Below are 21,974 nucleotides of genomic sequence, written 5' to 3'. Positions count from 1 at the left end.
CGATGGGCGCCCGTCGGCTCGTCGCCTCGCTGCTCACACTTTTTTTCGTCGCGGCGTGCGGAACCACAACCACGAGCCCATCGATCGCCGTCGGCGCCCGCGATGATGCGGAGTCGACGCTGCTGGCACACCTGTACGCGTCTGCGCTGCAGACCTACGGCGCCGCTGCCCACGTCGACGTGGTGCCCGACCCGTTGACTGGGCTTGACACCGGCGACGTCGTGGTCGCGCCGGGTTTGACCGGTCGGCTGCTGGACACGTTCGTGCCCGGCGCGAAGGCGCGCGCAGCGGTGCAGGTCTACCGCGACATGGTGTCGGCTCTTCCGGAAGGTGTTGCCGCAGGGGACTATGCGGAGTCGGCGGAGGACAGGCCAGCTCTCGCGGTCTCCGAGGCCACCGTCGATGCGTGGGGCGGGCGGGATGTGACGGCGGCGGTTCGCCATTGCGACACACTCAAGCTCGGAGAGGTCGTCGGGTCAGCGCGGCCTCCGGAGGTCGGGACGTGCTCGGCGAAGGTGCACGGATACCCTGACGCCGCAAGCCTTTTCAAGGCGTTGCAAACCGGTCAGGTGAATGCGGCCTGGACGTCGACGGCTGATCCGGATATCCCCGCCGACGCGGTGGTGCTCGGTGATCGCACATCGCTGATCCGCGCGGAGAACGTCGTGCCGCTGTATCGCCGTAACGCGCTGTCCGAGATTCAGCTGCTCGCGCTCAACGAGGTGGCGGGCGTCCTGGACACTGCCGCCCTGGTGCAGATGCGCCGGCAGCTCGCCTCGGGCGACGACCCGGCCCACATCGCCGACGGATTCCTCGCCGAGCACCCCCTTGGCGCCACCAGCCGCTAGCCCGATCTCCGGACTACTGCATGGAAGGCCCTTGGCGTGAAGTGACCGCGGCGACGACTCGTTGGTAGCCCGAACCGGTCACCCTGGTGAGGAGGTCGAGCGCCTTCGCGTCGCTGCCGACCAGCACGCGTGCCTTGTTCCTGCGGACGGCGTCGAGGATGACGCGCGCGGCCTTCTGCGGTGACGTGCTGGCCAGCCGCTTGTCGAAGAACTTCGCGAGTTCCGCCTGGTCGATCCCGTCGGCCGCGGCGGCGTTGCGGGCGATGGCGGTTTTGATGCCGCCGGGGTGCACACACGTCACCTTGACCGGATGACCCGCGACGAGCATCTCCTGGCGCAGCGCCTCCGTGAACCCCCGCACGGCGAATTTGGCCGCGTTGTACGCGCCCTGGCCTGGTACGGCGAGCAGTCCGAACACGCTGGACACGTTGACGACGTGGCCGTCGCCGGACGCGATCAGGTGCGGCAGAAAGACCTTGGTGCCGTTGACCACCCCCCAGTAGTCGACGTCCATCACGCGTTCGATGTCCTTGAACTGGCTGGCCTCGATGCTGCCCATAAACGAGATGCCGGCGTTGTTGTAGATCTGGTTGACGGTGCCGTAGTGCTCTTTGACCGCGTCGGCGTAGAGCTCGAATGACTGGCGCTCGGTGACGTCGAGTCGATCGGATTTCACCGGTGCGCCGATGGCCGTCAGCCGCTCCTCGGTTCCGGCGAGGCCGTCGGTGTCGACGTCGCTGATCGCCAGCTTGGCCCCGGAGCGTCCGAGCTCGATCGCCAGTGACCGGCCGATGCCGGACCCGGCGCCCGTGACGACGGCAACCTTGTCGGTGAAGCCCTTCATGTACGCACCCCCAGATGTGGACTGACTCCGGAAGAGGTTAATCGGTACCGGCGGTAGCGGCTAATCGGGCCTCTCAGACGACGATGTGTCGCCCCCGAGTGCGGCCTACAGCTTTCTGAGTCGCCGGAGGATCTGTACGAACGGCGCACCCGCCGCCAGACCGTTCTTCATGCTCGCCTGCAGAAAGCTGATGTTGGCGAACACCCCGTACTCCAGCCCGAAATCTCGCCACTCGGCCACCTGATCGACCACCTCGTTGGGTGTGCCGTGCAGCAGGCATGACCGCAGCAGCGACCCCGGCACGTTGGCGGTGTATGACAGTACGGTCTGCTCGTCGAGTACCTGCGGAATGATGTCCTGGAATCCGCCGAAGTCGTCGCCCATCGGATGCCGCCCGCCGTGTCGCTGCCACTCCGCAGCGGGCGCCAATAGCCCAAATGCTTTCAAAGGCACCGACTCGAGCGCTTCGTCGACCTCTCCGCGGCTTCGGCCGGTGACTACGTAGAGGAAGTTCGCGGCCCGGACGGAGGCCGGTTCTCGTCCCGCGTCGGAAGCCGCGCTGCGTACTGCGTCGAGGCTTGCTTTGTAGTCGGGTCGGTCGAATATCGCTGCGGGAAACCATCCGTCGGCGTAACGTCCCGTGGCCCGCAGCATGCGAGGCCCGTGCGACGCTATCCAGATCTCCGGCCACCTCCCCTTATACGGCGGCAGGTCGAACGTCGCGTCGTGCAGCGGAAAGAATTCGGAGTCGCGGGTGATCGGTCGTCCATCGGACTCCCACAGTGCCCGGATCGTTGCGACCGCCTCGATGAACCGGCCCACAGGTTTCGACCAGTCCACACCGTAGGGCTCATTGCCTTCCCGCTCGCCGGTGCCGATGCCGAGGATGGCACGGCCCTTCGACAGCAGATGCAGTGTCGCCGCCGCCTGAGCTGTTACTGCGGGGTTTCGCCGGCCTGCGTCGGTGACCGCTACACCCAGGTTCAACCTTCGCCAACGGTTCTTCGCTGCGATGTGACCAAGCATCGTCCACGGCTCGAGGCACGCATCCGCTCTGGGAGTCAACGGTGCCGCGCCCATGTAAGGCTTTTTCATGACGGACCGAGGTAACAACGAGTTGAGATGATCTGGCACCCACAACGAATCCGCCTGTGCCGCCTGCGCTGTCATCTGCGTATTGCGCACCATCGGTGTCGGTCCGAACCGACTGTTGACGAGGAAGTCGACCACACCCACGCCGAAGTTTGCCATGGTCACTGATTCTCAAGCACAACCAAGTTCGTGCGGTGAGTAATCGACCACTTCACTTTGCGGGCGCTCGTTGCCCCGAGTGTGCGTAGAATGCCGCCGGCTCGCGGTGGGAGGTGCTAGTCGCTGAACGCCTCGTCGAGAATCTCCTGCTGCTCGACGGCGTGCACCTTGGACGAGCCCGACGACGGCGCCGACATCGCCCGCCGCGAGATCCGCTTGAGCCCCGTCAACTTCTCGGGCAGCATCTCGGGCATCGTCAAGCCGAACTGCGGCCAGGCGCCCTGGTTCGCAGGCTCCTCCTGCACCCAGAAGAACTGCTCGGCGTTGGGATAGCGGTCGAGTGTCTCGTTGAGCCGCCGCCTCGGCAACGGTGCGAGCTGCTCGATGCGCACGATCGCCACGTCGTCGCGGTTGTCCTTGGCCTTGCGGGCCACCAGCTCGTAGTAGATCTTACCGCTGGTCAACAGGATTCGCTTGACCTTGCCGCGGTCCCCGTCGCCGTCGGTGTAGGTCGGCTCCTCCATCACCGAACGGAACTTCTGCTCGGTGAAGTCGCGGATGTCGCTGACCGCTGCCTTGTTGCGAAGCATCGACTTCGGCGTGAAGACGATCAGCGGGCGGTGGATGCCGTCCAGCGCGTGCCGGCGCAGCAGGTGGAAGTAGTTCGCAGGCGTCGACGGCATCGCTATCGTCATCGAGCCCTCGGCGAACAGCAGCAGGAACCGCTCGATCCGGCCGGAGGTGTGGTCGGGACCCTGGCCCTCGTGTCCGTGCGGCAGCAGTAGCACGACGTCTGACAGCTGACCCCACTTGGCCTCGCCGGAGGAGATGAACTCGTCGATGATCGACTGCGCGCCGTTGACGAAGTCGCCGAACTGCGCCTCCCACAACACAACTGCGTCGGGGTTGCCCACCGAGTAGCCGTATTCGAAACCCACAGCGGCGTATTCAGACAGCGCCGAGTCATAGACCATCAGCTTGCCGCCGGTCGGCTGACCGTCGGAGTTGACCGCCAGCAGCTGCAGTGGAGTGAACTCGGCGCCGGTCTTGCGGTCGATGACCACCGAGTGCCGCTGGGTGAACGTGCCCCGCCTGGTGTCCTGGCCGGACAGCCGGATCAGCTTGCCCTCGGCGATCAGTGTGCCCAGCGCCAGCAGTTCACCGAAGGCCCAGTCGACCTTGCCTTCGTACGCCATCTCCCGGCGCTTCTCCAGCACCGGTTTGACCCGCGAGTGCACGGTGAAGCCGTCGGGCACCGCGAGGTGGGCATCGCCGATCTGCGCCAGCAGCGACTTGTCGACGGCGGTGTTCATGCCCGCGGGGAGCATCTGGTCGCTCTCGACCGACTCACTCGGCTCGATCTCGTGCTTCTCGAGCTCCCGGACGTCGTTGAACACCTGCTCCAACTGGCCCTGGTAATCGCGAAGGGCGTCTTCGGCTTCCTTCATCGAGATGTCGCCGCGGCCGATCAACGATTCGGTATAGGTCTTCCGGACACCGCGTTTGGTGTCGATGGCGTCGTACATCGCGGGCTGGGTCACCGACGGGTCGTCACCCTCGTTGTGCCCGCGACGGCGGTAGCACAGCATGTCGATGATCACGTCTTTCTTGAACTTCTGCCGGAAGTCCATGGCCAACCGCGCCACCCACACCGCCGCTTCGGGATCATCACCGTTGACGTGGAAGATCGGCGCACCGATCATCTTCGCCACATCGGTGCAGTATTCCGACGACTTGGCATCGGAAGGCGAGGTGGTGAAACCGATTTGGTTGTTGACGACGATGTGGATCGTGCCGCCGGTGCGGTATCCACGCAGCAGCGCCAGGTTCAGCGTCTCGGCGACCACACCCTGGCCCGCGAAGGCCGCATCGCCGTGCAGCATCAGCGGCACGACCGTGAAACCGTCGGGCCCGTCGCCTTTGTCCAGCAGGTCCTGCTTGGCCCGCACGATGCCCTCGAGTACCGGATCGACCGCCTCGAGGTGTGACGGGTTGGCGACCAACGACACCGAAATGTCGTTGTCGCCGAACATCTGTATGTAAGTGCCGTTGGCGCCGAGGTGGTACTTCACATCTCCGGAGCCGTGTGCCTGCGACGGGTTCAGGTTGCCCTCGAACTCGCTGAAGATCTGCGAATAGGGCTTGCCGACGATGTTGGCCAACACGTTGAGCCTGCCGCGGTGCGGCATGGCGATGACCACCTCGTCGAGCTCGTGCTCGGCGGCCTGATCGATCACCGCATCCATCATCGGGATGACCGTCTCCGCGCCTTCGAGCGAGAACCGCTTCTGGCCAACGTATTTGGTCTGCAGGAAGGTCTCGAACGCCTCGGCGGCGTTCAGCTTGGACAGGATGTATTTCTGCTGCGCGACGGTGGGCTTCTCGTGCTTGACCTCGACGCGCTCCTCGAGCCACTTCTGCTGGTCGGGCTCCAGGATGTGGGTGTACTCGACGCCGACGTGGCGGCAGTACGAGTCACGAAGCAGGCCAAGGACATCGCGCAGCTTCTTGTACTCCGCGCCTGCGAAGCCGTTGACCTTGAACACCCGGTCCAGGTCCCACAGCGTCATCCCGTGGGTGGTGACGTCGAGGTCGGGGTGATTGCGGAACCGGCTCTTGTCCAACCGCAGCGGGTCGATGTCGGCCATCAGGTGTCCACGGTTCCGGTAGGCCGCGATGAGTTCGATGACGCGCGCGTTCTTGTCGAAGATCGAGTCGGGGTTGTCGGTGCGCCACCGCACGGGCTCGTACGGGATGCCGAGCTCGTGGAAGATCTCGTCGAAGAAATCGTCGGAGAGCAGCAACTCGTGCACCGTGCGCAGGAAATCGCCGGACTCCGCACCCTGGATGATGCGGTGGTCGTAGGTGGAGGTGAGGGTGATCAGCTTGCCGATTCCGAGTTCGGAGATCCGTTCCTGGCTGGCGCCCTGGAACTCGGCGGGGTACTCCATCGCGCCGACGCCGATGATCGCGCCCTGACCCCGCATCAGACGAGGCACCGAGTGCACAGTGCCGATGGTGCCGGGGTTGGTCAGCGAAATCGTCACGCCGGAGAAGTCCTGGGCGGTCAGCTTGCCGTCGCGAGCACGCCGCACGATGTCTTCGTAGGCGGCGATGAACTGACCGAACCGCATCTCCTCGGTGCCCTTGATGGCCGCAACCACCAGCTGGCGGGCGCCCTCTTTGCCCTGCAGGTCGATCGCCAACCCCAGGTTCGTGTGTGCGGGGGTGATCGCGTTCGGCTTCCCGTCCACCTCGCTGAAGTGGCGGTTCATATTGGGGAACTTCTTGACCGCCTGCACGATCGCGTAGCCGATCAGATGGGTGAAGGAGATCTTGCCGCCGCGGGTCCGCTTGAGGTGGTTGTTGATCACGATGCGGTTGTCGATCATCAGCTTGGCCGGGATCGCGCGCACGCTCGTCGCGGTCGGCACATCGAGCGAAGCCAACATGTTCTTGACGACGGCCGCGGCCGCGCCACGCAGCACCTGCGCCTCGTCGCCGTCGGCTTTCGGTGTGGACGGCTTGGCTTCGGCGTCCTTGGGTTTGGCGGGAGTCACATCCGTCTTGGCGGCCGGTGGCTGCGTCACGGCGGGTGGGGCCTGCCTCTTGGCGGGCGCCGGTTCGGCCTTCGGCTGGGCGGGCTCGGCCTTGGCGGGCGCCTCCTCCGCTTTGGCGGACGCCTGCTCCGCCTTGGCGGGGGCGCCGTTGCCTGCGGCGGCCTTCGGCGCGGGCGCGGGGCCTGGTTCGCGCGGCGCGGACGGGGCCGACGCCCGTCCATCGCCGCCGTCGTTCGACGTCCCTGCGGTCGATTCAGGTGAGTAGTCGACCAGGAACTCATGCCAACTCGGATCGACCGAAGAGGGATCTTCGCGGAACTTGCGGTACATCTCCTCGACCAACCACTCGTTCTGTCCGAATGGTGAAGTTGAACTGCTCACGGCAGCTACTCGCCTCGATTCCTTCTGTTCGGCAAGTGTCGGAGAAGACACCTGCCCCTCTGTGTTCGTTTCGCCTGCGGTTACCCGCATCTACGCCGTCTAAAGGCTAGCGCTTTCGCGAATGCCCGGACGGCACAAGAGCGCTAATCGTCCCAGGCCGTCATCAGCCCTGGGGTGACGGCAGCACGTGAATTTTCTGCGGCCAGCGCGGGGGCGGTGATCCGAACGCCATGCGGGCGTTCTCGATGATGCGCTTGCCCATCATGCGGTTGCCGACGCCGCCGACGACCGCGCCGATGCCCACCGGCAGCATCTTGCCGAACGCGATCGCCCCACGCTTGAGGGCGTACCGCTTGACGAAGAACCGCAGGAGCCGCGAATTCAGCTGCGACACCGCAGGCAGCGGCAGCGTCGCCGCGCCGTCGCTGAGCCACGCGCCGCTGGTCCGGCCGGGACCGAGCAGGTCCGCGACGGCGCGCTTGCTGTCCTCGCCGACCAGCACCGCCAACACCAGCGCCCGCCTGCGCTCCCGGTGCTCGGCCGGTATGCCGTGCACCTCGGCCACGGCGAGCACGAAGACGGCCGTCGCTTCGAGGAACACCACGGTTTCACCCGCCACCGCAGAAAGCGCGACGAGCGTGCCGATGCCCGGAAAGGCCGCCGCAGAGCCGACGGCGGCGCCGCTGGCCATCACCGCGGCCAGGTAGTGCTTCTCCAACTTGGTGACGATCTCGGCGGGCGTCGCGTCGGCGTTGCCGTCCCGCATGCGCTCGACATACGCCCTGACCGCCGGGCCCTGCACCCTGGCGCCGCGTTCGATGATCTCCGACAACGCCCGCGCCGCGGCGCCGGGATGCTCGTCTGCGGTGGTTCTGGTAGCCGGGAGCTGGCTCTTGTCCTTGGACCGAGCGCTCATGGCGGCCTCCTGGGATGGGCGTAGGCGATAGCTTCAGGCTAACGGTTGATCAACGAACGGCCAGGGCTGGTGGTGCCCGCCGCGGCCGCAAGGAGGACGGACAACTCGGTGATGCGGGTCACTGCGGGTGATCCGGGAAGAAAATATTGATTTAGCGTGCTAACCACTTGCATGGCAATATCCGCCGCTGTGGACGTCAAAACACCCAGCCGCACACGGATGATCGTGGTGCTCGGTGTCATGGTCGCGCTGGGCCCGTTGACGATCGACATGTATCTGCCCGCGCTGCCCAAGATCGCCGACGACCTTTCGGTGTCCTCATCGGTCGTGCAGCTGACCCTCACCGGCACGTTGGCCGGATTGGCGCTCGGCCAGTTGATCGTCGGCCCGCTGTCCGACTCGCTGGGCCGCAGGCGCCCGTTGATGGCGGGCATCGTGCTGCACATCGCCGCGTCGATCCTCTGCATGCTCGCGCCGAACCTGGTCGTGCTCGGCCTGGCCCGTGTCCTGCAGGGCGCCGGCGCGGCCGCGGCCATGGTGGTGGCGATCGCCGTCGTCGGTGACCTGTTCGCCGACAACGCCGCCGCGACCGTACTGTCTCGGCTCATGCTGGTGCTCGGGGTGGCGCCGGTCGTCGCGCCGTCGCTCGGAGCGGTCGTGCTGCTGCACGGGTCATGGCACTGGGTTTTCGCCGCGCTGGTGGTGTGGGCGGGTGTGCTGCTGGTGGTGGCCGCGCTGGCGTTACCGGAGACGCTGCCGCCGTCGCATCGGCGGCCGCTGCGGTTGGGTGGCATCGCCGGGACGTACGCGGAACTCCTGCGCGATAAACGGTTCGTCATTCTGGTGCTTGTCGCGGCGCTGGGGATGTCCGGTCTGTTCGCCTACATAGCGGGGGCGTCGTTCGTCCTGCAGGGTATCTACGGACTCGATCAGCAGAGCTTCGCGTTGGTGTTCGGTGCCGGTGCGGTCGCGCTGATCGGTGCAACCCAGTTCAACGTCGTCCTGCTGAGGCGGTTCTCGCCGCAGACGATCATGCTGTGGGCGCTGGCTGCCGCGCTGCTGGCCGGCGGTGTGTTCGTCGGACTGTCCGTGGCGCATGTCGGCGGGTTGGCCGGTTTCGTCGTGCCGGTGTGGGCCATCCTCGGCGCAATGGGCCTTGTCCTACCCAACGCGCCCGCCGTGGCGTTGTCCCGGCATCACGATGCCGCGGGAACCGCCGCCGCGCTGCTGGGTGCTGCGCAGTTCGGTCTCGGTGCTGCGGTGGCGCCGCTGGTGGGGGTGCTCGGGAACGACGAGTTGGCCCTGTCCGTGGTGATGGCCGTGAGCGTGCTGGTCGCGCTGCTCGCGCTTCTCGCGGTCGGCGCTTCGACGACCGATGACGCCGCCGACGCCGATGACACCGTGGGTGTGGGCGCGCTCGCCGATCCGGCGTAGTTGTCGCGGTCGCGATCGGTCCGTACCGTCGTGGCGAATTCCTTCAGGCGGCCTGCGTCGCCGATCGGGTGCACGGCCGCATAGCTGCGTCCGGCCACCGCCTCAGCGAGTAGAGCGGTCGTGAGCATGTCAGCGGCGCGCCGGCGAGCAGACGGTCGTCGCTGATGGATTTGCTTACCGCTTCGGACGGGCAGGTCGCTCGGCTGCCAGGCTTCGTAGAGTCCTGAAGAACGGGCCGATTGCGCTGGCGCTGGGCCGGAGAAATCGACACCATCGGTAGGAGCCGAGACGAGGTGGGGGATATGACCACGGCGCTGCGAAGCAGGCCCGCGGGAGGGGCCGGGCCGGTCGCTGACCCGTGGCGCGCGCTCTGGGCGATGATGGTCGGCTTCTTCATGATCCTCGTCGACGCGACGATCGTCGCGGTCGCCAACCCGTCCATCATGGTGAAGCTGGGCGCCGGCTACGACGCCGTGATCTGGGTGACCAGCGCCTACCTTCTCGGCTTCGCGGTGCCCCTGCTGGTGGCGGGCCGACTCGGAGACCGCTACGGGCCCAAGAACCTCTACCTGATCGGGCTGACCGTGTTCACGGCCGCATCGTTGTGGTGTGGCCTGTCCGGCACCATCGGCATGCTGATCGCCGCCCGGGTGGTGCAAGGCGTTGGGGCGGCGCTGCTGACCCCCCAGACCCTGTCCACGATCACGCGGATCTTCCCGGCCGAGCGACGCGGCGTGGCGATGAGCGTATGGGGCGCCACCGCCGGGGTCGCCACCTTGGCGGGGCCGCTGGCCGGCGGTGTGCTGGTCGACGGGCTGGGCTGGCAGTGGATCTTCTTCGTCAACGTGCCGATCGGAATCATCGGGTTGGGCCTGGCTTTCTGGTTGGTGCCGGTACTGCCGACCGAGAAGCGCGGCTTCGACCTGATCGGTGTCGTGCTGTCCGGCGTCGGCATGTTCATGGTCGTGTTCGCCTTGCAGGAGGGGCAGTCGCACGACTGGGCGCCATGGGTATGGGGCACGCTGGCGGGCGGTATCGGCGTCACGGCGGCGTTCGTCTTCTGGCAACAGGCCAACCGCAATGAGCCGCTGGTTCCGCTCGGCATCTTCGGTGACCGCGACTTCAGCCTGTCCAGTCTCGGCGTCGCGACCATCGGCTTCGTCGTGACCGCGATGATCCTGCCGGTGATGTTCTATGCGCAGGCGGTGTGCGGACTGTCGCCGACTCGCGCGGCGGTGCTGGTCGCGCCGATGGCGATCGCCAGTGGCGTGTTGGCGCCCTGGGTCGGCAAGCTTGTCGACCGGTATCACCCGCGACCGATCGTCGGGTTCGGCTTCTCGATGCTGGCCATCTCGCTGACGTGGTTGTCGGTCGAGATGACCGCGACGACACCGATCTGGCGAATCGCCTTGCCGCTGACGGCGACTGGTATCGGCATGGCCTTCATTTGGTCGCCGCTCGCGGCGACCGCGACGCGCAATCTGGCCTCGGATGTGGCCGGCGCGGGATCGGGTGTGTACAACGCCACCCGCCAGGTGGGTTCGGTGTTGGGCAGCGCCAGCATGGCGGCGTTCATGACGACGCGGCTCAGTGCCGAGATGCCGTTGGCAGCCGACGGGCCAGGCGGTGAGGGTTCGGTCACCGAATTGCCGGGCTTCCTTCACGAACCGTTCGCGTCCGCGATGTCGCAGTCCCTGCTGCTGCCTGCGTTCATCGCGCTCTTCGGGGTGGTGGCCGCGATGTTCCTGCTCGGCTTCGCCAGTCCGGCCGCCCCGGGACCGCAGCGGTCGGAACCGGCCGACGACTACTGGGACGACGTCGACGACGACGACTATGTCGAGTTCACCGTCGTCCACGACGAGCCCGCGCCCGTTACCGCAGCCGCCTCGGCAGCGCCCGTCGCGCCGGTCGGTCCTATCGACGATGTTCGCGTCGTCGATGATGAGGGTGACACCGAGCCGTTTGCGGCGGGCCACGACCCCCTACTCACGCCTCCGGCGGATACGTGGAATGACCAGCAAGTCGAGGCATGGCGCTCTCTGCTAGAGGACGACGTACGGAAGTCGGTGTCCGCTCCGCCGGCTGACGACACCGGGCTTCTGGAGGCCGAACCGACCACTGTCGAGCCCACCGCGCCGCCCGTAGAGCCCGCGGAGCCCGGCCATCGGCGGGAGCCCGTGCGCAGCCTGTTCGACTTCCTGGCCGATGTGTCCCCGCCGAAACTGTCAGTGGAACCGATCGGGTTCGCCCACAACGGTTTCCATGTGGACAAAGAGGAGCGGTTCCAACCGCTCAGCCGATCCGAGGCGGTGCGCGGGGGCCCGTCGCCGCTTGCGCGACCGCAGAAGCCGGACATCCTGAGCCCCGACTACCCGCTGGACTTCGGCAGTCACGCCCATTACGAGAGCCCGGATGAGGCCGGCTTCGAGCGACCGTCCCGCCACGAGTTGACCGATGAGGAGCCGGAGCAATACCCGTTCCCGTCCAATGGCAGGCACTCCCGCGCCGAGCCCGGCGACGCGGCGAGCCATGGGCGGCACTCCAGGCCCGGCGACTAGTGCGGTCAGCAGACACTGAACAACGCCTTGTTGAAAAGTGCGATATATCGGATGGAAGTACAGGTCCGGTCGTTCAGTGGTAGAACACCACCTTTGTAACGTAATTACCGGCGTTTGATTCGTCCTTGGGCTCGATGGGCCACGGTCGCCCTGAAAGATGGCTACTGACCCGGAATCCCCGTTCACCGCGGGTCGGCGGTATAACCGACACCCAAGCCCGCGACCGCTGCTGGAAGATGCGCAGAAGTGCTACACGCTTTGATACGTGTAGCACTCTGCGAGACATTAACCCAGTGTGCCGATCACGGCTTGGTGACCGTCTTGCCGTTCCCGATGACGCTCAGGTGGTTGTTGCTAGCACCGTTGGTCACCGTGGTGAGGTTGGGTGCCCCGGCGAACGCTTTGTTGCGGTTACCGATGACCGACACACTGTTGTTGTTGTTGTTGGCGGCAGTGCTGAGGTTGGCGCCAGAGGCCGCCGTGTTGTCGCTGCCAGCGACGGTGGTGCGGTTGTTGTTGCCGTTGCCCGCTGCCGCCGTGTTGTTGTTGCCGGTGACGACCACCCTGTTGCCGTTGCCAAGCCCCGCCGCCGCCACGTTGCCGTTGCCGACCACAGTGACGCTGTTGCGGTCGCCTTGGCCTGCCGCCACCGCGTTGTTGTTGGATGGGGTGAAGGGCGTGCCGACGGTGGCGGTATTGAAGTTGCCGTTCGCTGCCCCCGCCGAGCTATTGTTGCCGTACACGGTGGCCCTATTGCCGTTGCCCATCCCGGTTGTCGCCTGGCTGTTGTTGCCCACCACCGTGGAGTTGTTGTTGGCGTCGGTGTTTACTTGGCCCGCGCTGACGGTGTTGCCCGTGCCGATGGCCATGGCATGGTTATTGGTGCCGACGGTCGACACGGTGTTGCCGGAGCCGATGGAGACCGCTGTGCCGGTGCCTTGGACTGTGCAGGTGTCCCCGCCGCTGCCCAGACTGACGGTGTGTGTGCCGTTGGATGCACACGAGGCATTGGCCAGCCCAGATGTGGCGAGCGCCAATGCGGGTGCGCCGAGGAACAACGCGGCGGCAACCGCGCCGGTCTCTACGCCACGTGCCAGACGAGAGTGGTTGTGAAGCGAACGATGTGTACCCATTTTAGTCGTGCCTCCAAATCGTTGGTGTAGTGATGGATTACCCGACCGCCCGATGGACCGGATGATTAGCCATGGCGGGCTCCTTCCCTTGCTCTGGCTAACCGGTACGGGGTTGTCGGACGCCCGGGGGCAGCGTAGGCATGGCGGTGCAGGGCAGGCGCGAGTAGTGCGCTACTCCAGTCGTCTGGGGCGTGCTGACCTAGGCAGTGGCGCTCATCATCGGCCATTTTCCCGTCGTGGTGTTGTCACAGTGATCTCTTAATGAGCGTTCGGGTAGTGGGAAGGCGCGCCAAGCTGCAGCGAACCCGCTTTTGTTGCCGCGTCGAAGAGATTGTTTTGCTCGCAAAATTTTCAGGCCGGTTATTTGCGGCGGCATCAGCAAATATGCTGTTCAGCATGGGTCGGGTGGACAGCGGCGTTGGCAATTCGAACCACAAGAAAGGCAATCCGGGCGGTAATTCGCCGGATGCACGCCTGGGACCGGTCGACAGGCACCGTCATCGACCCGAAGAAGGAAAGCGCAAGCGCCAACGCCGCACCGCCCTGGCAGGCGCAGCGGTTCTCACTGGCGTAGTCGCCACGCAGGCGCACCCTGGGCATTGCGGACTCGTAGCGCCGTGCGCCGTCACGTCGCCCGCGCCCACGCCGATCACGAGCGGCTGACGAGCTTGCGGGCACGCGTGTTCCCGACGACGGCGGTCACGGTCGCAAGTTCGATGCCAAAGGCGCTCGGGCATAAGGTCGCAGCTCACGGTGGGCCACCGGCAGTAGGTCAAACGAAGACGCAAGGCGCGTCGGCGTTGATCCGGGCCGCCCGAATCAGCCTCGCCAGTCGGAGAGGAAACGATCTGAGTTTCCGGCTGTTTCACGACCGACCGCGCGGCAACGCTCGCTGACTCCGGCGAATGATGACGTGACCAGCAGTGCTTTATTGTTGATCGCAGCTGCCGATTCACCGCTCATCGAACGTCACGAGACCGGCGTAGGGTGGCGGGCCGAACGGGTTGCATTCCCCGCCGATGGGGGGGGCGACTTCTGCCGCTGAGCTGCTCGTGGTCGTCTGGTGTGGAAAATGATCCGGTGTCGTCGTAGCGCGACGCTGTGGTGATCCTGGCCGCGACTTCGTCGGCGTCTGATTCGGCGTCTAATTTGGCGTCGATCACGTCGGCGTCCACCGGCTGTTCAGCGTTGGCGGCCGGGAACGCCAACGGGTTGGTGTGGCCGGAATCGGAATCATCGGCGATGCCGAGCGAGTGGCGCGGGTCGTTGGGGTCAGCTAGTCGAACAACACCGCCGCGTTCAAATATCCCGCCGGATCGAACGCGGTCTTGACCGTCCGCATCGCGGCGATGTCGGCATCGGTTCGAGACATGCCGACGTAGTCGCGTTTGCGGCTGCCGACGCCGTGCTCGGAGCTGACATTGCCACCGCATCGGGCAATCAACGCCATCATCGCCGAATACAGGGCGGCTTCGCGGTCACCGTCCAGCGCACAGCGCAACACGTTGAGGTGCAGATTGCCCTCGCCGATGTGGCCGAAAAGCACCGGGATGGCGTCCGCCGCATGCTCGGCGATGAGCTCGCCGGATTCGCGCGCGAACGGCGCGATCGCCGACAACGGCAGCGACACATCGAATTTCAGCGGCGGGCCGTAGACGCCGAGAACCTCGGCGACCGACTCGCGGACCTGCCACAGCCGCTGCTGCGAGTTGACGTCGACACCGACCGCGGGCTCACCGGTCAACCGCGCGTGCTCCAGCGCGTCGGCGAGCTGCTCGGTCTGATCGGTACCGCCTGCGAGTTCGATGAGCAGCTGCCAGGCGCCTTGCACAGGCGCGACCACGCCCAGATGCTCGGCGGTCAGCGCGCTGGCCCTGGCGTCCATCAACTCCAGCGCGGCGATGCCGTCCATGTCGCGGAACTCGCGACCCGCTTCGACGAGGCCGTCGAGATCGTCGAATCCGCAGACCGCCGTCACCCGGTTCGTCGGCACAGGGTGCAATCGCAGATCCAACCCGGTGATGACGCCGAGCGTGCCCTCGGCGCCGACGAACAGCGATGCCAGGTCGTATCCGGTGTTGTCCTGGCGAACTTGGCTGTGCCGCTCCAATATCGACCCGTCGGGAAGCACCACGTCTAGCCCGATCACCTGCGCGCCCATGTTGCCGTAGCGCACCGTGCGCAAGCCACCCGCGTTCGTCGACGCCATGCCCCCGACGGTGGCGGAGTCGCGCGCGGCGATGTCGACACCGAACACCAGACCTGCCTTTGTCGCCGCGCTCTGCACATCGGCCAGCGTCGCGCCCGCCCCGACTTGAACGCGGCGTTCGACGACGTCGACGTCACCGATGTCGGTCAGCCGCTCGGTGGACAGCAGCACGTCGTCGTGCTCGGGAACGGTGCCCGCCACCAACGAGGTGCGTCCGCCCTGCACGGTGACGTGTACGCCCGCGTCACGGCAGGCAAGCAGCACCGCCGCGACATCCTCAGCGGTGCCCGGCCGTACGAGAACGCTGGCGTGCCCGCGGTAACGACCGGTGTGGTCGACGCTACGGCCGTTGAGCACGTCCGGGTCTGCGCTGACGTGCGCGGCGCCGACGATCGCGGCGAGCCGGTCGGTCAGCGTGTCGGTCACCCCGTGGGTCTATCACACGAGGACAGCGACAAGAACGCACCCAGTTCGATCAGGCGGTCCGGTGTGCTCGGCAAGTATTCGGTCAGCAGCGGTGAGCGCACGACGACGCTCAGGTACTTCGCTCGGCTGACCGCGACATTGAGCCGATTGCGGTTGAGCAGGAAAGCGATTCCGCGGGGCACGTCGTCGATGGAGGACGCCGTCATCGACACGAACACAACGGGCGCCTGCTGTCCCTGGAACTTGTCCACCGTGCCCGCGCGTACGCCGCCGAGCCCTGCCGCGTCGAGCCGCTCGCGCAGCAGCGCCACCTGCGCGTTGTACGGGGTGACCACCAGCACGTCCTGCTGCGCCAGCGGCCGCGGCCCGCACTCGTCGGTCCACATGGCGCCGACCAGCCCTTTGATCTCGGCCACGATGGCGTCGGCCTCCTCGGGGCTTTCGGTCGCGTTGCCGTTGTGCTCGACGGTCAGTACCCGTACGCCTGGCGCATGTCCCGCGAGCATGCGTGCCGCGGTCACCTCGTCGACGGAGCGCAGCCGGTCGTCGTAGGACAGCCGCGACACCGCGGCGCACACGTCGGGGTGCATCCGGTAGGACAGGTCGAGGAAATACCCGAACTCGGCGGGAAGCGTGTGCCTGCCGTCGATCAGCCAGCCCAGCGCGGAAGTGTCCACCGGTTCCGGATGTGTGCCCTGGCTGACCTGAGGTAGCTGTTGCGGATCGCCAAGCAGCAGAAGGTTTTCGGCCGCCGACGCCACCGCGATGGTATTCGCCAGGCTGTACTGTCCGGCCTCTTCGATAACCAGAAGATCGAGGCTGCCGCGCGGCACGCGGCCCGCGTTGGCGAAGTCCCACGCGGTGCCGCCGACGACGCAACCGTCATGGTCGGCGATGAAGCCCGGGTACTGCTTCTCGTCGATCTCCTGCCAGCTCGGATCTGCGCCGTGCTTCTTCTTGGCCACCAGCGAAGCGTCCACTCCTGCAGCGACCACATCGCGGAACAGGTTCTCGACGACAGCGTGCGATTGCGCGACCACGCCAATGCGCCAACGACTTTCGGTGACGAGGCGAGCGATGACGGCGGCCGCGGTGAAGGTCTTCCCGGTGCCGGGTGGGCCGTGCACCGCGAGGTACGAGGAATCCAGGTCCAGGAGCGCCGCGGTAATCGACTCAGCGACATCGGCATGGCGGGCGAGCGGCCCGCCGCTACGGGTGCGCGGCGGGCGTCGCAGCAGGATGTCGATCATCGCGCTCGGCGGCAGATTGGGCAGACCCGCCGCGATGTCGGCGGCGGTCGCGTCGATGGAGTCGCGCAACGGACCTGTGGAGATCGGCGGCCCGGGGGTGAGCGCGAACGGCAGCTGGTCAAACAGTCCACCGTTCTTGGGTTCTCGTTCGACGACGGTCACCTGGGTCGGTGCAGCCGGGTCGTCGCAGTCGACGACGGTGACCGTGCCGCACGCCCGCCGCTCCGTGTCGTCGGTGAGGCCGGTGGGCGACGGTGGCTCGTAGAGCGCATACATCGACTTGTTGAGCTCGCCTGCCGCGACGCATCCTTCGAGACGTACCCACCGCTGCGGCTTGCGCGCCTTCGGCGGGGTATGCCAGTCGATGTGCACTTCGGCACGTTCGGCGATGAACACGTCGGTGTTGTCGGACCATTCGTCGACCGGATTGTTGAGCCGGTCGAAATGACCCCACCAGTACGGCTTGTCCTCGCGGCGATGGTAGCCGCGGGCCGCCGAAATCATCGCCACCGCCGTCTGTTCCGGTTTGCGGTCGGTCGGGTCGTCGCCGACGAACTTGGCCAGCTTGCGGGCCAGCTGGTCGTCGTCTGCGATCGTGACGCCGTCCTTGACGGGCTGCGCGCCGACGGGCGGCACCTCGCAGTCGATGGCCCGGCAGATCAGCCAGTCCCGCAGCTTGCGCGTCGATGTGCAGTCGTACCGGTTGTACTCCTCGATCTGCTTGAGCACGACCGCGGCGTCGTCATCACGGTCAGCGGCGCGTAGCTCGCAGTATTTCGCGTACTGGGTAATCGAGTCGGTCGCCGTCGTCACATCGCCGGTGCGGAGCTGCCCGCCCATGTACAGCGGCTCCAGCGACTTCAGGCTGTAGTTCTCGGTGCCCACCCGGATGCTCTTGCGCACAAGGGGATACAGGTCGACGAGGACGCCGTTGCGCAGCAGGTCGTCCACCTCGTCCTCGCCAACCCCGTACCGTCCGGCGAGTCGCAGCAGGGCCGTCTTCTCGTAGGCCGCGTAGTGATAGATGTGCATATGCGGATAGCGCTTGCGGCGTGTGCGCACCATCTTGAGGAAGTCGCGCAGCGCCTGGCGCTCTTGTGCGCGATCGTGTGCCCACAGCGGCCGGAAGTCGTCGGCGGTGTCGAGTACGCCGAACAGGTACTCCAGCCCCCACTCCCGACCGTCGGCCGTCCACAACGGGTCGCCTTCGAAGTCGAAGAACAGATCGCCCTTGTCCGGTTCGGGCAGCACCATCAACGGCTGCTCGTCGGCGATCTCGTAGGGCGGCTTGCCGTCGACACGCGGCGCCAGTTGCAGGCGGGCCTGTGCGGTCAGCGACGCGACAGTGCGCGCTGACAGTTCAGGGACACCGCCGTCGTGGCGCGCGAGCCCGCTGATGGTGGTGATACCCGCGTCGATCAGCCGGGCGCGCTGGGTCGCGCGCATGCCGGCCACCAGCAGCAGGTCGTCGTGTTCGCGGACCTGGACCGTGCACTCGGGACAGCGGAAGCAGGCCCGAATCGTCTCGTCTTCCCAGGTGACCGGCTCACCGCGGGCAAAGTGGTCGTCGAGCAGCCGTTGCAGGGCCTCGCGGCGGGGACCGTACACCGGCAGCAGCTCATCGACCCGGTAGCCGGCGATTGCGCCGTCGCCGAGAACCAACTCGACCTCTGCCGCGACCGGCACTCCCGCGCGGGCCAGCGTGTCGGCGTAGGCGGCGAGCTGAAGCAGGGCCTCGACCTTCACCGACCGCGCGAGCTTGGTGTCCCGCAGGCAGTAGCGCTCGCCGTCGAACACCAGGAAGTCCGCGAAGCCGGCGAACCGGCCGTCGAACATGGCCGCCTGGTAGATCACCGGCGCCCGTCGTTCGACTGCCTGCCGGGTGGCTTCGGCGGCGGCCGTGAGTCCCGCGACGGTGTAGGCGGGACGGCCGATGACCGCGACAGACTCGTGCGAGTCCTCACGGAGCTCGTCGAGGTGACGTTGCTCGTGCTGGCCGCCGAGTTCGGCCGTGCGGGCGAGCAATTCGTCGTCCGCCGCGACCGGTGGCCCCCAACCGAGCCGGGCATCGAACGAGCGCAGCAGCGCGTACTCGCAGCGGGCCGCGGCTGCGAGGTCGGAGGCGCTGTAGATCACTCGATCGTCGGCGACGAACACGTGCCCAACTGTAGGCCCGTCGGCCGACACGACTTCGCGCCGAAGTCAGCCGGGCGTGTTGCCGATCAGCTCGACGCCGGCGCCGTTCCAGCGGAACTTCACCACGCTCTCCAGCCCGGGGGTGCCGTTGGAGTACACCAGCGCCACGGTGTCACCCGTGCTGGCGGACTGCTCGATGCCGTTGAACCCGTAAGTGTCCGGCACTCCGGTCGGGATGAACTTGCCGAGGTGAAAGAGCACGGCGCGGGTGTTGGGGTTCTCGGCGTTGGTGTTAGCCCGCACGATGATCGCCGACAGCTGCGCGCATTCGTTGTAGGTGCCCGCCATCGGCTCGGGGCTCCAGGCCTGCCCGCTGCGTGGGTCGCGGGGCAGCTCGGAGACGGTCTTGGCGATCTCGGGTGCCGCAAGGTTCACCGCGCACGGGTCGGCGGCCGTGCTTGGTGCGGCTGTGCGTGGCGGCGCAGGCAGCGCGGTCGCGGGCGCGGGCGCGGCGGTGGGGGTGGTGCTGGCTTCGGGTGTCTTGGAGACCGTCGAGTCGCCTGCCCCGCAGCCGGCCAGCAGGGCGACCCCTGCCGCGGCCGCGGTCGCGGTCGCTGCCAGATGTCGCAGCCCCGGCGACTCCGGACGGCATTTCACAGTTGCGCACCGTACCGCCATCTCGCGCGCCGACCCGACAGGCGGCGCGGCGGGTCGAAACGATGCAGGCCACTAGACTGGCACCGCGATGACGACGCCCGATACCGACGCGCCCCCGGCGCAACCCGCATTCGCCGACCTGCAGATTCACCCCGCGGTGCTGCAGGCGGTGGCCGACGTCGGCTATGAAACGCCGTCGGCCATCCAGGCGGCGACCATCCCGCCCATGATGGCGGGCTCGGACGTGGTCGGCCTTGCGCAGACCGGCACGGGCAAGACGGCGGCGTTCGCCATCCCGATTCTGTCGAAGATCGACACGTCGAGCCGCACCACCCAGGCGCTGGTGCTGGCACCCACGCGGGAACTCGCGCTGCAGGTCGCCGAGGCGTTCAGCCGCTACGGAGCGCACCTGCCCGTGAACGTGCTCCCGATCTACGGCGGCTCCCCATACGGACCGCAGATGGCCGGCCTCAAGCGTGGCGCTCAGGTGGTGGTCGGCACGCCGGGCCGGGTCATCGATCACCTCGAGAAGCGCACCCTCGACCTGTCGCACCTCGACTACCTGGTGCTCGACGAGGCCGACGAGATGCTTCAGATGGGCTTTGCCGAGGACGTCGAACGCATCCTCGAAGGCACCCCCGAGTACAAGCAGGTCGCGCTGTTCTCCGCGACCATGCCGCCGGCGATCCGCAAGATCACCACCAAATATCTGCACGACCCGGTCCAGGTGAAGGTCGAATCCAAGACCGCGACCGCCGACAACATCTCGCAGCGCTACATCCAGGTCTCCGGACATCGGAAGATGGACGCGTTGACCCGGCTGCTGGAGGTGGAGCCCTTCGAAGCGATGATCGTGTTCGTCCGCACCAAGCAGGCCACCGAAGAGGTCGCCGAGAAGCTGCGGGCGCGTGGGTTCTCCGCGATGGCCATCAACGGCGACATCGCGCAGGCCCAACGCGAGCGCACCATCGCGTCGCTCAAGGACGGAAATCTCGACATCCTGATCGCCACCGATGTCGCGGCGCGCGGACTCGACGTCGACCGCATCTCGCACGTGCTGAACTACGACATCCCGCATGACCCCGAGTCCTATGTGCACCGGATCGGGCGCACCGGCCGCGCCGGGCGGTCGGGCACCGCGCTGCTGTTCGTCACGCCACGTGAGCGGCATCTGCTCAACTCGATCGAGCGGGTGACCCGCCAGAAGCTCGTCGAGTCGCGGCTGCCGTCGGTCGACGACGTGAACGCCCAGCGCGTCGAAAAGTTCCGGGATTCGATCACCGGCGCGCTCAACGCACCGGGAATCGACTTGTTCCGCAAGCTGATTGAGGGCTACGAGCAGGATAACGACGTGCCGATGGCCGACATCGCGGCCGCATTGGCGCTGCAGAGCCGTGACGGGGAAGAGTTCCTGATGACGGAACCCCCGCCGGAGAAGCGCCGCGAGCGTGCCGACCGACCGCCACGCGAGGACGGTTCGCCGCGCAAGCGGCGCGAGGTGCGCAGCGACCTCGCCACGTATCGCATCGCAGTCGGCAAGCGGCACAAGGTGATGCCAGGTGCCATCGTCGGCGCGATCGCCAACGAGGGCGGCCTGCACCGAAGCGATTTCGGGCACATCAGCATTCGGCCCGAGTACTCACTGGTCGAATTGCCCGCGAAGCTCTCCAAGGAGACGCTGAAAGCGCTTGCCAAGACCCGCATTCAAGGTCAGTTGATCGATCTACAACCCGATCGCGGGCCGAAGAAGCCGCACCGCAAATCGAAATGACCGTGTCGAGGGGCGTCGAAGGCTCTGAGGCTCAAGGTGGACTCGAGTCTGTCGCCGCGCCCGAACGGGTGGCGTCGCTCACCGGCATTCGCGCGGTGGCGGCAATTCTGGTGCTGGCGACCCACGCCGCCTACACCACCGGTAAATACACACACGGCTATGGGGGGCTCGTCCAGGCCCGCATGGAGATCGGAGTTCCGATCTTCTTCGTGCTGTCCGGTTTCCTTCTCTTTCGGCCGTGGGTGAAAGCGGCTGCGACGGGGGGTGATTGGCCATCGGTCCGTCGCTACGGCTGGCACCGGGTGCGCCGCATCATGCCCGCGTACGCGGTGACCGTGATCGCGGCGTATGCGGTTTACCACTTCCGCTACGCCGGACCGAACGCGGGCCATACCTGGATCGGCTTCCTGCGCAACCTCAGCTTGACACAGATCTACACCGACCGGTACATGTACTCCTATCTGCACCAGGGTCTTACGCAGATGTGGAGCCTTGCGGTGGAGGCCGCGTTCTACGTCGTGCTGCCGCTGCTGGCCTGGCTGCTGCTGGCGGTGCTGTGCCGTCGCCGGTGGCGCCCCCTGCTCTTGCTCGCAGGCCTGT

Annotated in this window: 13 protein-coding genes; 5 read left to right on the top strand and 8 right to left on the bottom strand. The window is 66.7% G+C overall.

What is annotated here, in order from left to right:
* The first annotated feature begins 2 nt into the window (after window positions 1-2).
* Entirely contained in the window at window positions 3-848 is an 846-nt protein-coding gene (locus tag QOJ24_RS06065; RefSeq protein WP_526260083.1) for a glycine betaine ABC transporter substrate-binding protein, read from the top strand.
* Between the two features lie 13 nt (window positions 849-861).
* Here the strand turns inward: QOJ24_RS06065 and QOJ24_RS06060 are convergent, their stop codons facing one another.
* The 4 genes from QOJ24_RS06060 to QOJ24_RS06045 form a co-directional block, all read right to left on the bottom strand.
* On the bottom strand, window positions 862-1,692 hold the full coding sequence (locus tag QOJ24_RS06060) for an SDR family NAD(P)-dependent oxidoreductase (protein ID WP_526260082.1): 831 nt from the start codon (window positions 1,690-1,692) through the stop codon (window positions 862-864).
* Window positions 1,693-1,797: 105 nt separating this feature from the next.
* Complete coding sequence (locus QOJ24_RS06055; RefSeq protein WP_526260081.1) at window positions 1,798-2,943, bottom strand: LLM class flavin-dependent oxidoreductase; 1,146 nt, start codon at window positions 2,941-2,943, stop codon at window positions 1,798-1,800.
* 116 nt (window positions 2,944-3,059) lie between these two features.
* Complete coding sequence (locus tag QOJ24_RS06050) at window positions 3,060-6,833, bottom strand: multifunctional oxoglutarate decarboxylase/oxoglutarate dehydrogenase thiamine pyrophosphate-binding subunit/dihydrolipoyllysine-residue succinyltransferase subunit (protein WP_526260121.1); 3,774 nt, start codon at window positions 6,831-6,833, stop codon at window positions 3,060-3,062.
* A gap of 214 nt (window positions 6,834-7,047) precedes the next feature.
* Window positions 7,048-7,800 carry a hypothetical protein gene (locus QOJ24_RS06045; protein WP_526260080.1) on the bottom strand — a complete coding sequence of 251 codons (753 nt, stop codon included), beginning with the start codon at window positions 7,798-7,800 and terminating at the stop codon, window positions 7,048-7,050.
* 171 nt (window positions 7,801-7,971) lie between these two features.
* Here QOJ24_RS06045 and QOJ24_RS06040 point away from each other — a divergent pair, with 171 nt between their 5' ends.
* Window positions 7,972-9,234, top strand: a complete 1,263-nt coding sequence (locus tag QOJ24_RS06040; RefSeq protein ID WP_526260079.1) for a multidrug effflux MFS transporter — start codon at window positions 7,972-7,974, stop codon at window positions 9,232-9,234.
* Between the two features lie 302 nt (window positions 9,235-9,536).
* Window positions 9,537-11,792, top strand: coding sequence for an MFS transporter (locus QOJ24_RS06035; protein ID WP_526260078.1), 2,256 nt, complete (start codon window positions 9,537-9,539; stop codon window positions 11,790-11,792).
* A gap of 302 nt (window positions 11,793-12,094) precedes the next feature.
* On the opposite strand, the gene QOJ24_RS06030 is transcribed toward QOJ24_RS06035, so the two are convergent.
* The 4 genes from QOJ24_RS06030 to QOJ24_RS06015 form a co-directional block, all read right to left on the bottom strand.
* Entirely contained in the window at window positions 12,095-12,925 is an 831-nt protein-coding gene (locus QOJ24_RS06030; protein WP_526260077.1) for a hypothetical protein, read from the bottom strand.
* A 1,276-nt stretch (window positions 12,926-14,201) separates the two neighbouring features.
* A complete protein-coding gene (locus QOJ24_RS06025; protein ID WP_526260120.1) occupies window positions 14,202-15,548 on the bottom strand; it encodes an FAD-binding oxidoreductase in 1,347 nt (448 codons plus the stop codon).
* An 8-nt stretch (window positions 15,549-15,556) separates the two neighbouring features.
* Complete coding sequence (locus QOJ24_RS06020; RefSeq protein ID WP_526260076.1) at window positions 15,557-18,967, bottom strand: TM0106 family RecB-like putative nuclease; 3,411 nt, start codon at window positions 18,965-18,967, stop codon at window positions 15,557-15,559.
* A gap of 45 nt (window positions 18,968-19,012) precedes the next feature.
* Complete coding sequence (locus tag QOJ24_RS06015) at window positions 19,013-19,624, bottom strand: LppP/LprE family lipoprotein (protein ID WP_526260075.1); 612 nt, start codon at window positions 19,622-19,624, stop codon at window positions 19,013-19,015.
* A 67-nt stretch (window positions 19,625-19,691) separates the two neighbouring features.
* On the opposite strand from QOJ24_RS06015, the gene QOJ24_RS06010 reads away from it, so the two are divergent.
* Window positions 19,692-21,374, top strand: a complete 1,683-nt coding sequence (locus QOJ24_RS06010) for a DEAD/DEAH box helicase (protein ID WP_526260074.1) — start codon at window positions 19,692-19,694, stop codon at window positions 21,372-21,374.
* Window positions 21,371-21,974 (top strand): acyltransferase family protein (locus QOJ24_RS06005; RefSeq protein WP_526260072.1); only part of this gene is annotated, 604 nt, incomplete at its 3' end. The genes QOJ24_RS06010 and QOJ24_RS06005, both read left to right, overlap by 4 nt.

This window comes from Mycobacterium sp. (assembly GCF_032159775.1).
Taxonomy (GTDB): domain Bacteria; phylum Actinomycetota; class Actinomycetes; order Mycobacteriales; family Mycobacteriaceae; genus Mycobacterium.
This window is presented reverse-complemented; position numbering and strand designations above follow the sequence as displayed.

Excerpts from the sequence above, each read along its gene's own strand:
- QOJ24_RS06040 (WP_526260079.1), top strand. The coding sequence starts at position 7,972 with ATGGCAATATCCGCCGCTGTGGACGTCAAAACACCCAGCCGCACACGG.
- QOJ24_RS06035 (WP_526260078.1), top strand. The coding sequence starts at position 9,537 with ATGACCACGGCGCTGCGAAGCAGGCCCGCGGGAGGGGCCGGGCCGGTC.
- QOJ24_RS06055 (WP_526260081.1), bottom strand. The coding sequence starts at position 2,943 with ATGGCAAACTTCGGCGTGGGTGTGGTCGACTTCCTCGTCAACAGTCGG.
- QOJ24_RS06065 (WP_526260083.1), top strand. The coding sequence starts at position 3 with ATGGGCGCCCGTCGGCTCGTCGCCTCGCTGCTCACACTTTTTTTCGTC.
- QOJ24_RS06045 (WP_526260080.1), bottom strand. The coding sequence starts at position 7,800 with ATGAGCGCTCGGTCCAAGGACAAGAGCCAGCTCCCGGCTACCAGAACC.
- QOJ24_RS06030 (WP_526260077.1), bottom strand. The coding sequence starts at position 12,925 with ATGGGTACACATCGTTCGCTTCACAACCACTCTCGTCTGGCACGTGGC.
- QOJ24_RS06015 (WP_526260075.1), bottom strand. The coding sequence starts at position 19,624 with ATGGCGGTACGGTGCGCAACTGTGAAATGCCGTCCGGAGTCGCCGGGG.
- QOJ24_RS06010 (WP_526260074.1), top strand. The coding sequence starts at position 19,692 with ATGACGACGCCCGATACCGACGCGCCCCCGGCGCAACCCGCATTCGCC.
- QOJ24_RS06060 (WP_526260082.1), bottom strand. The coding sequence starts at position 1,692 with ATGAAGGGCTTCACCGACAAGGTTGCCGTCGTCACGGGCGCCGGGTCC.
- QOJ24_RS06050 (WP_526260121.1), bottom strand. The coding sequence starts at position 6,833 with ATGTACCGCAAGTTCCGCGAAGATCCCTCTTCGGTCGATCCGAGTTGG.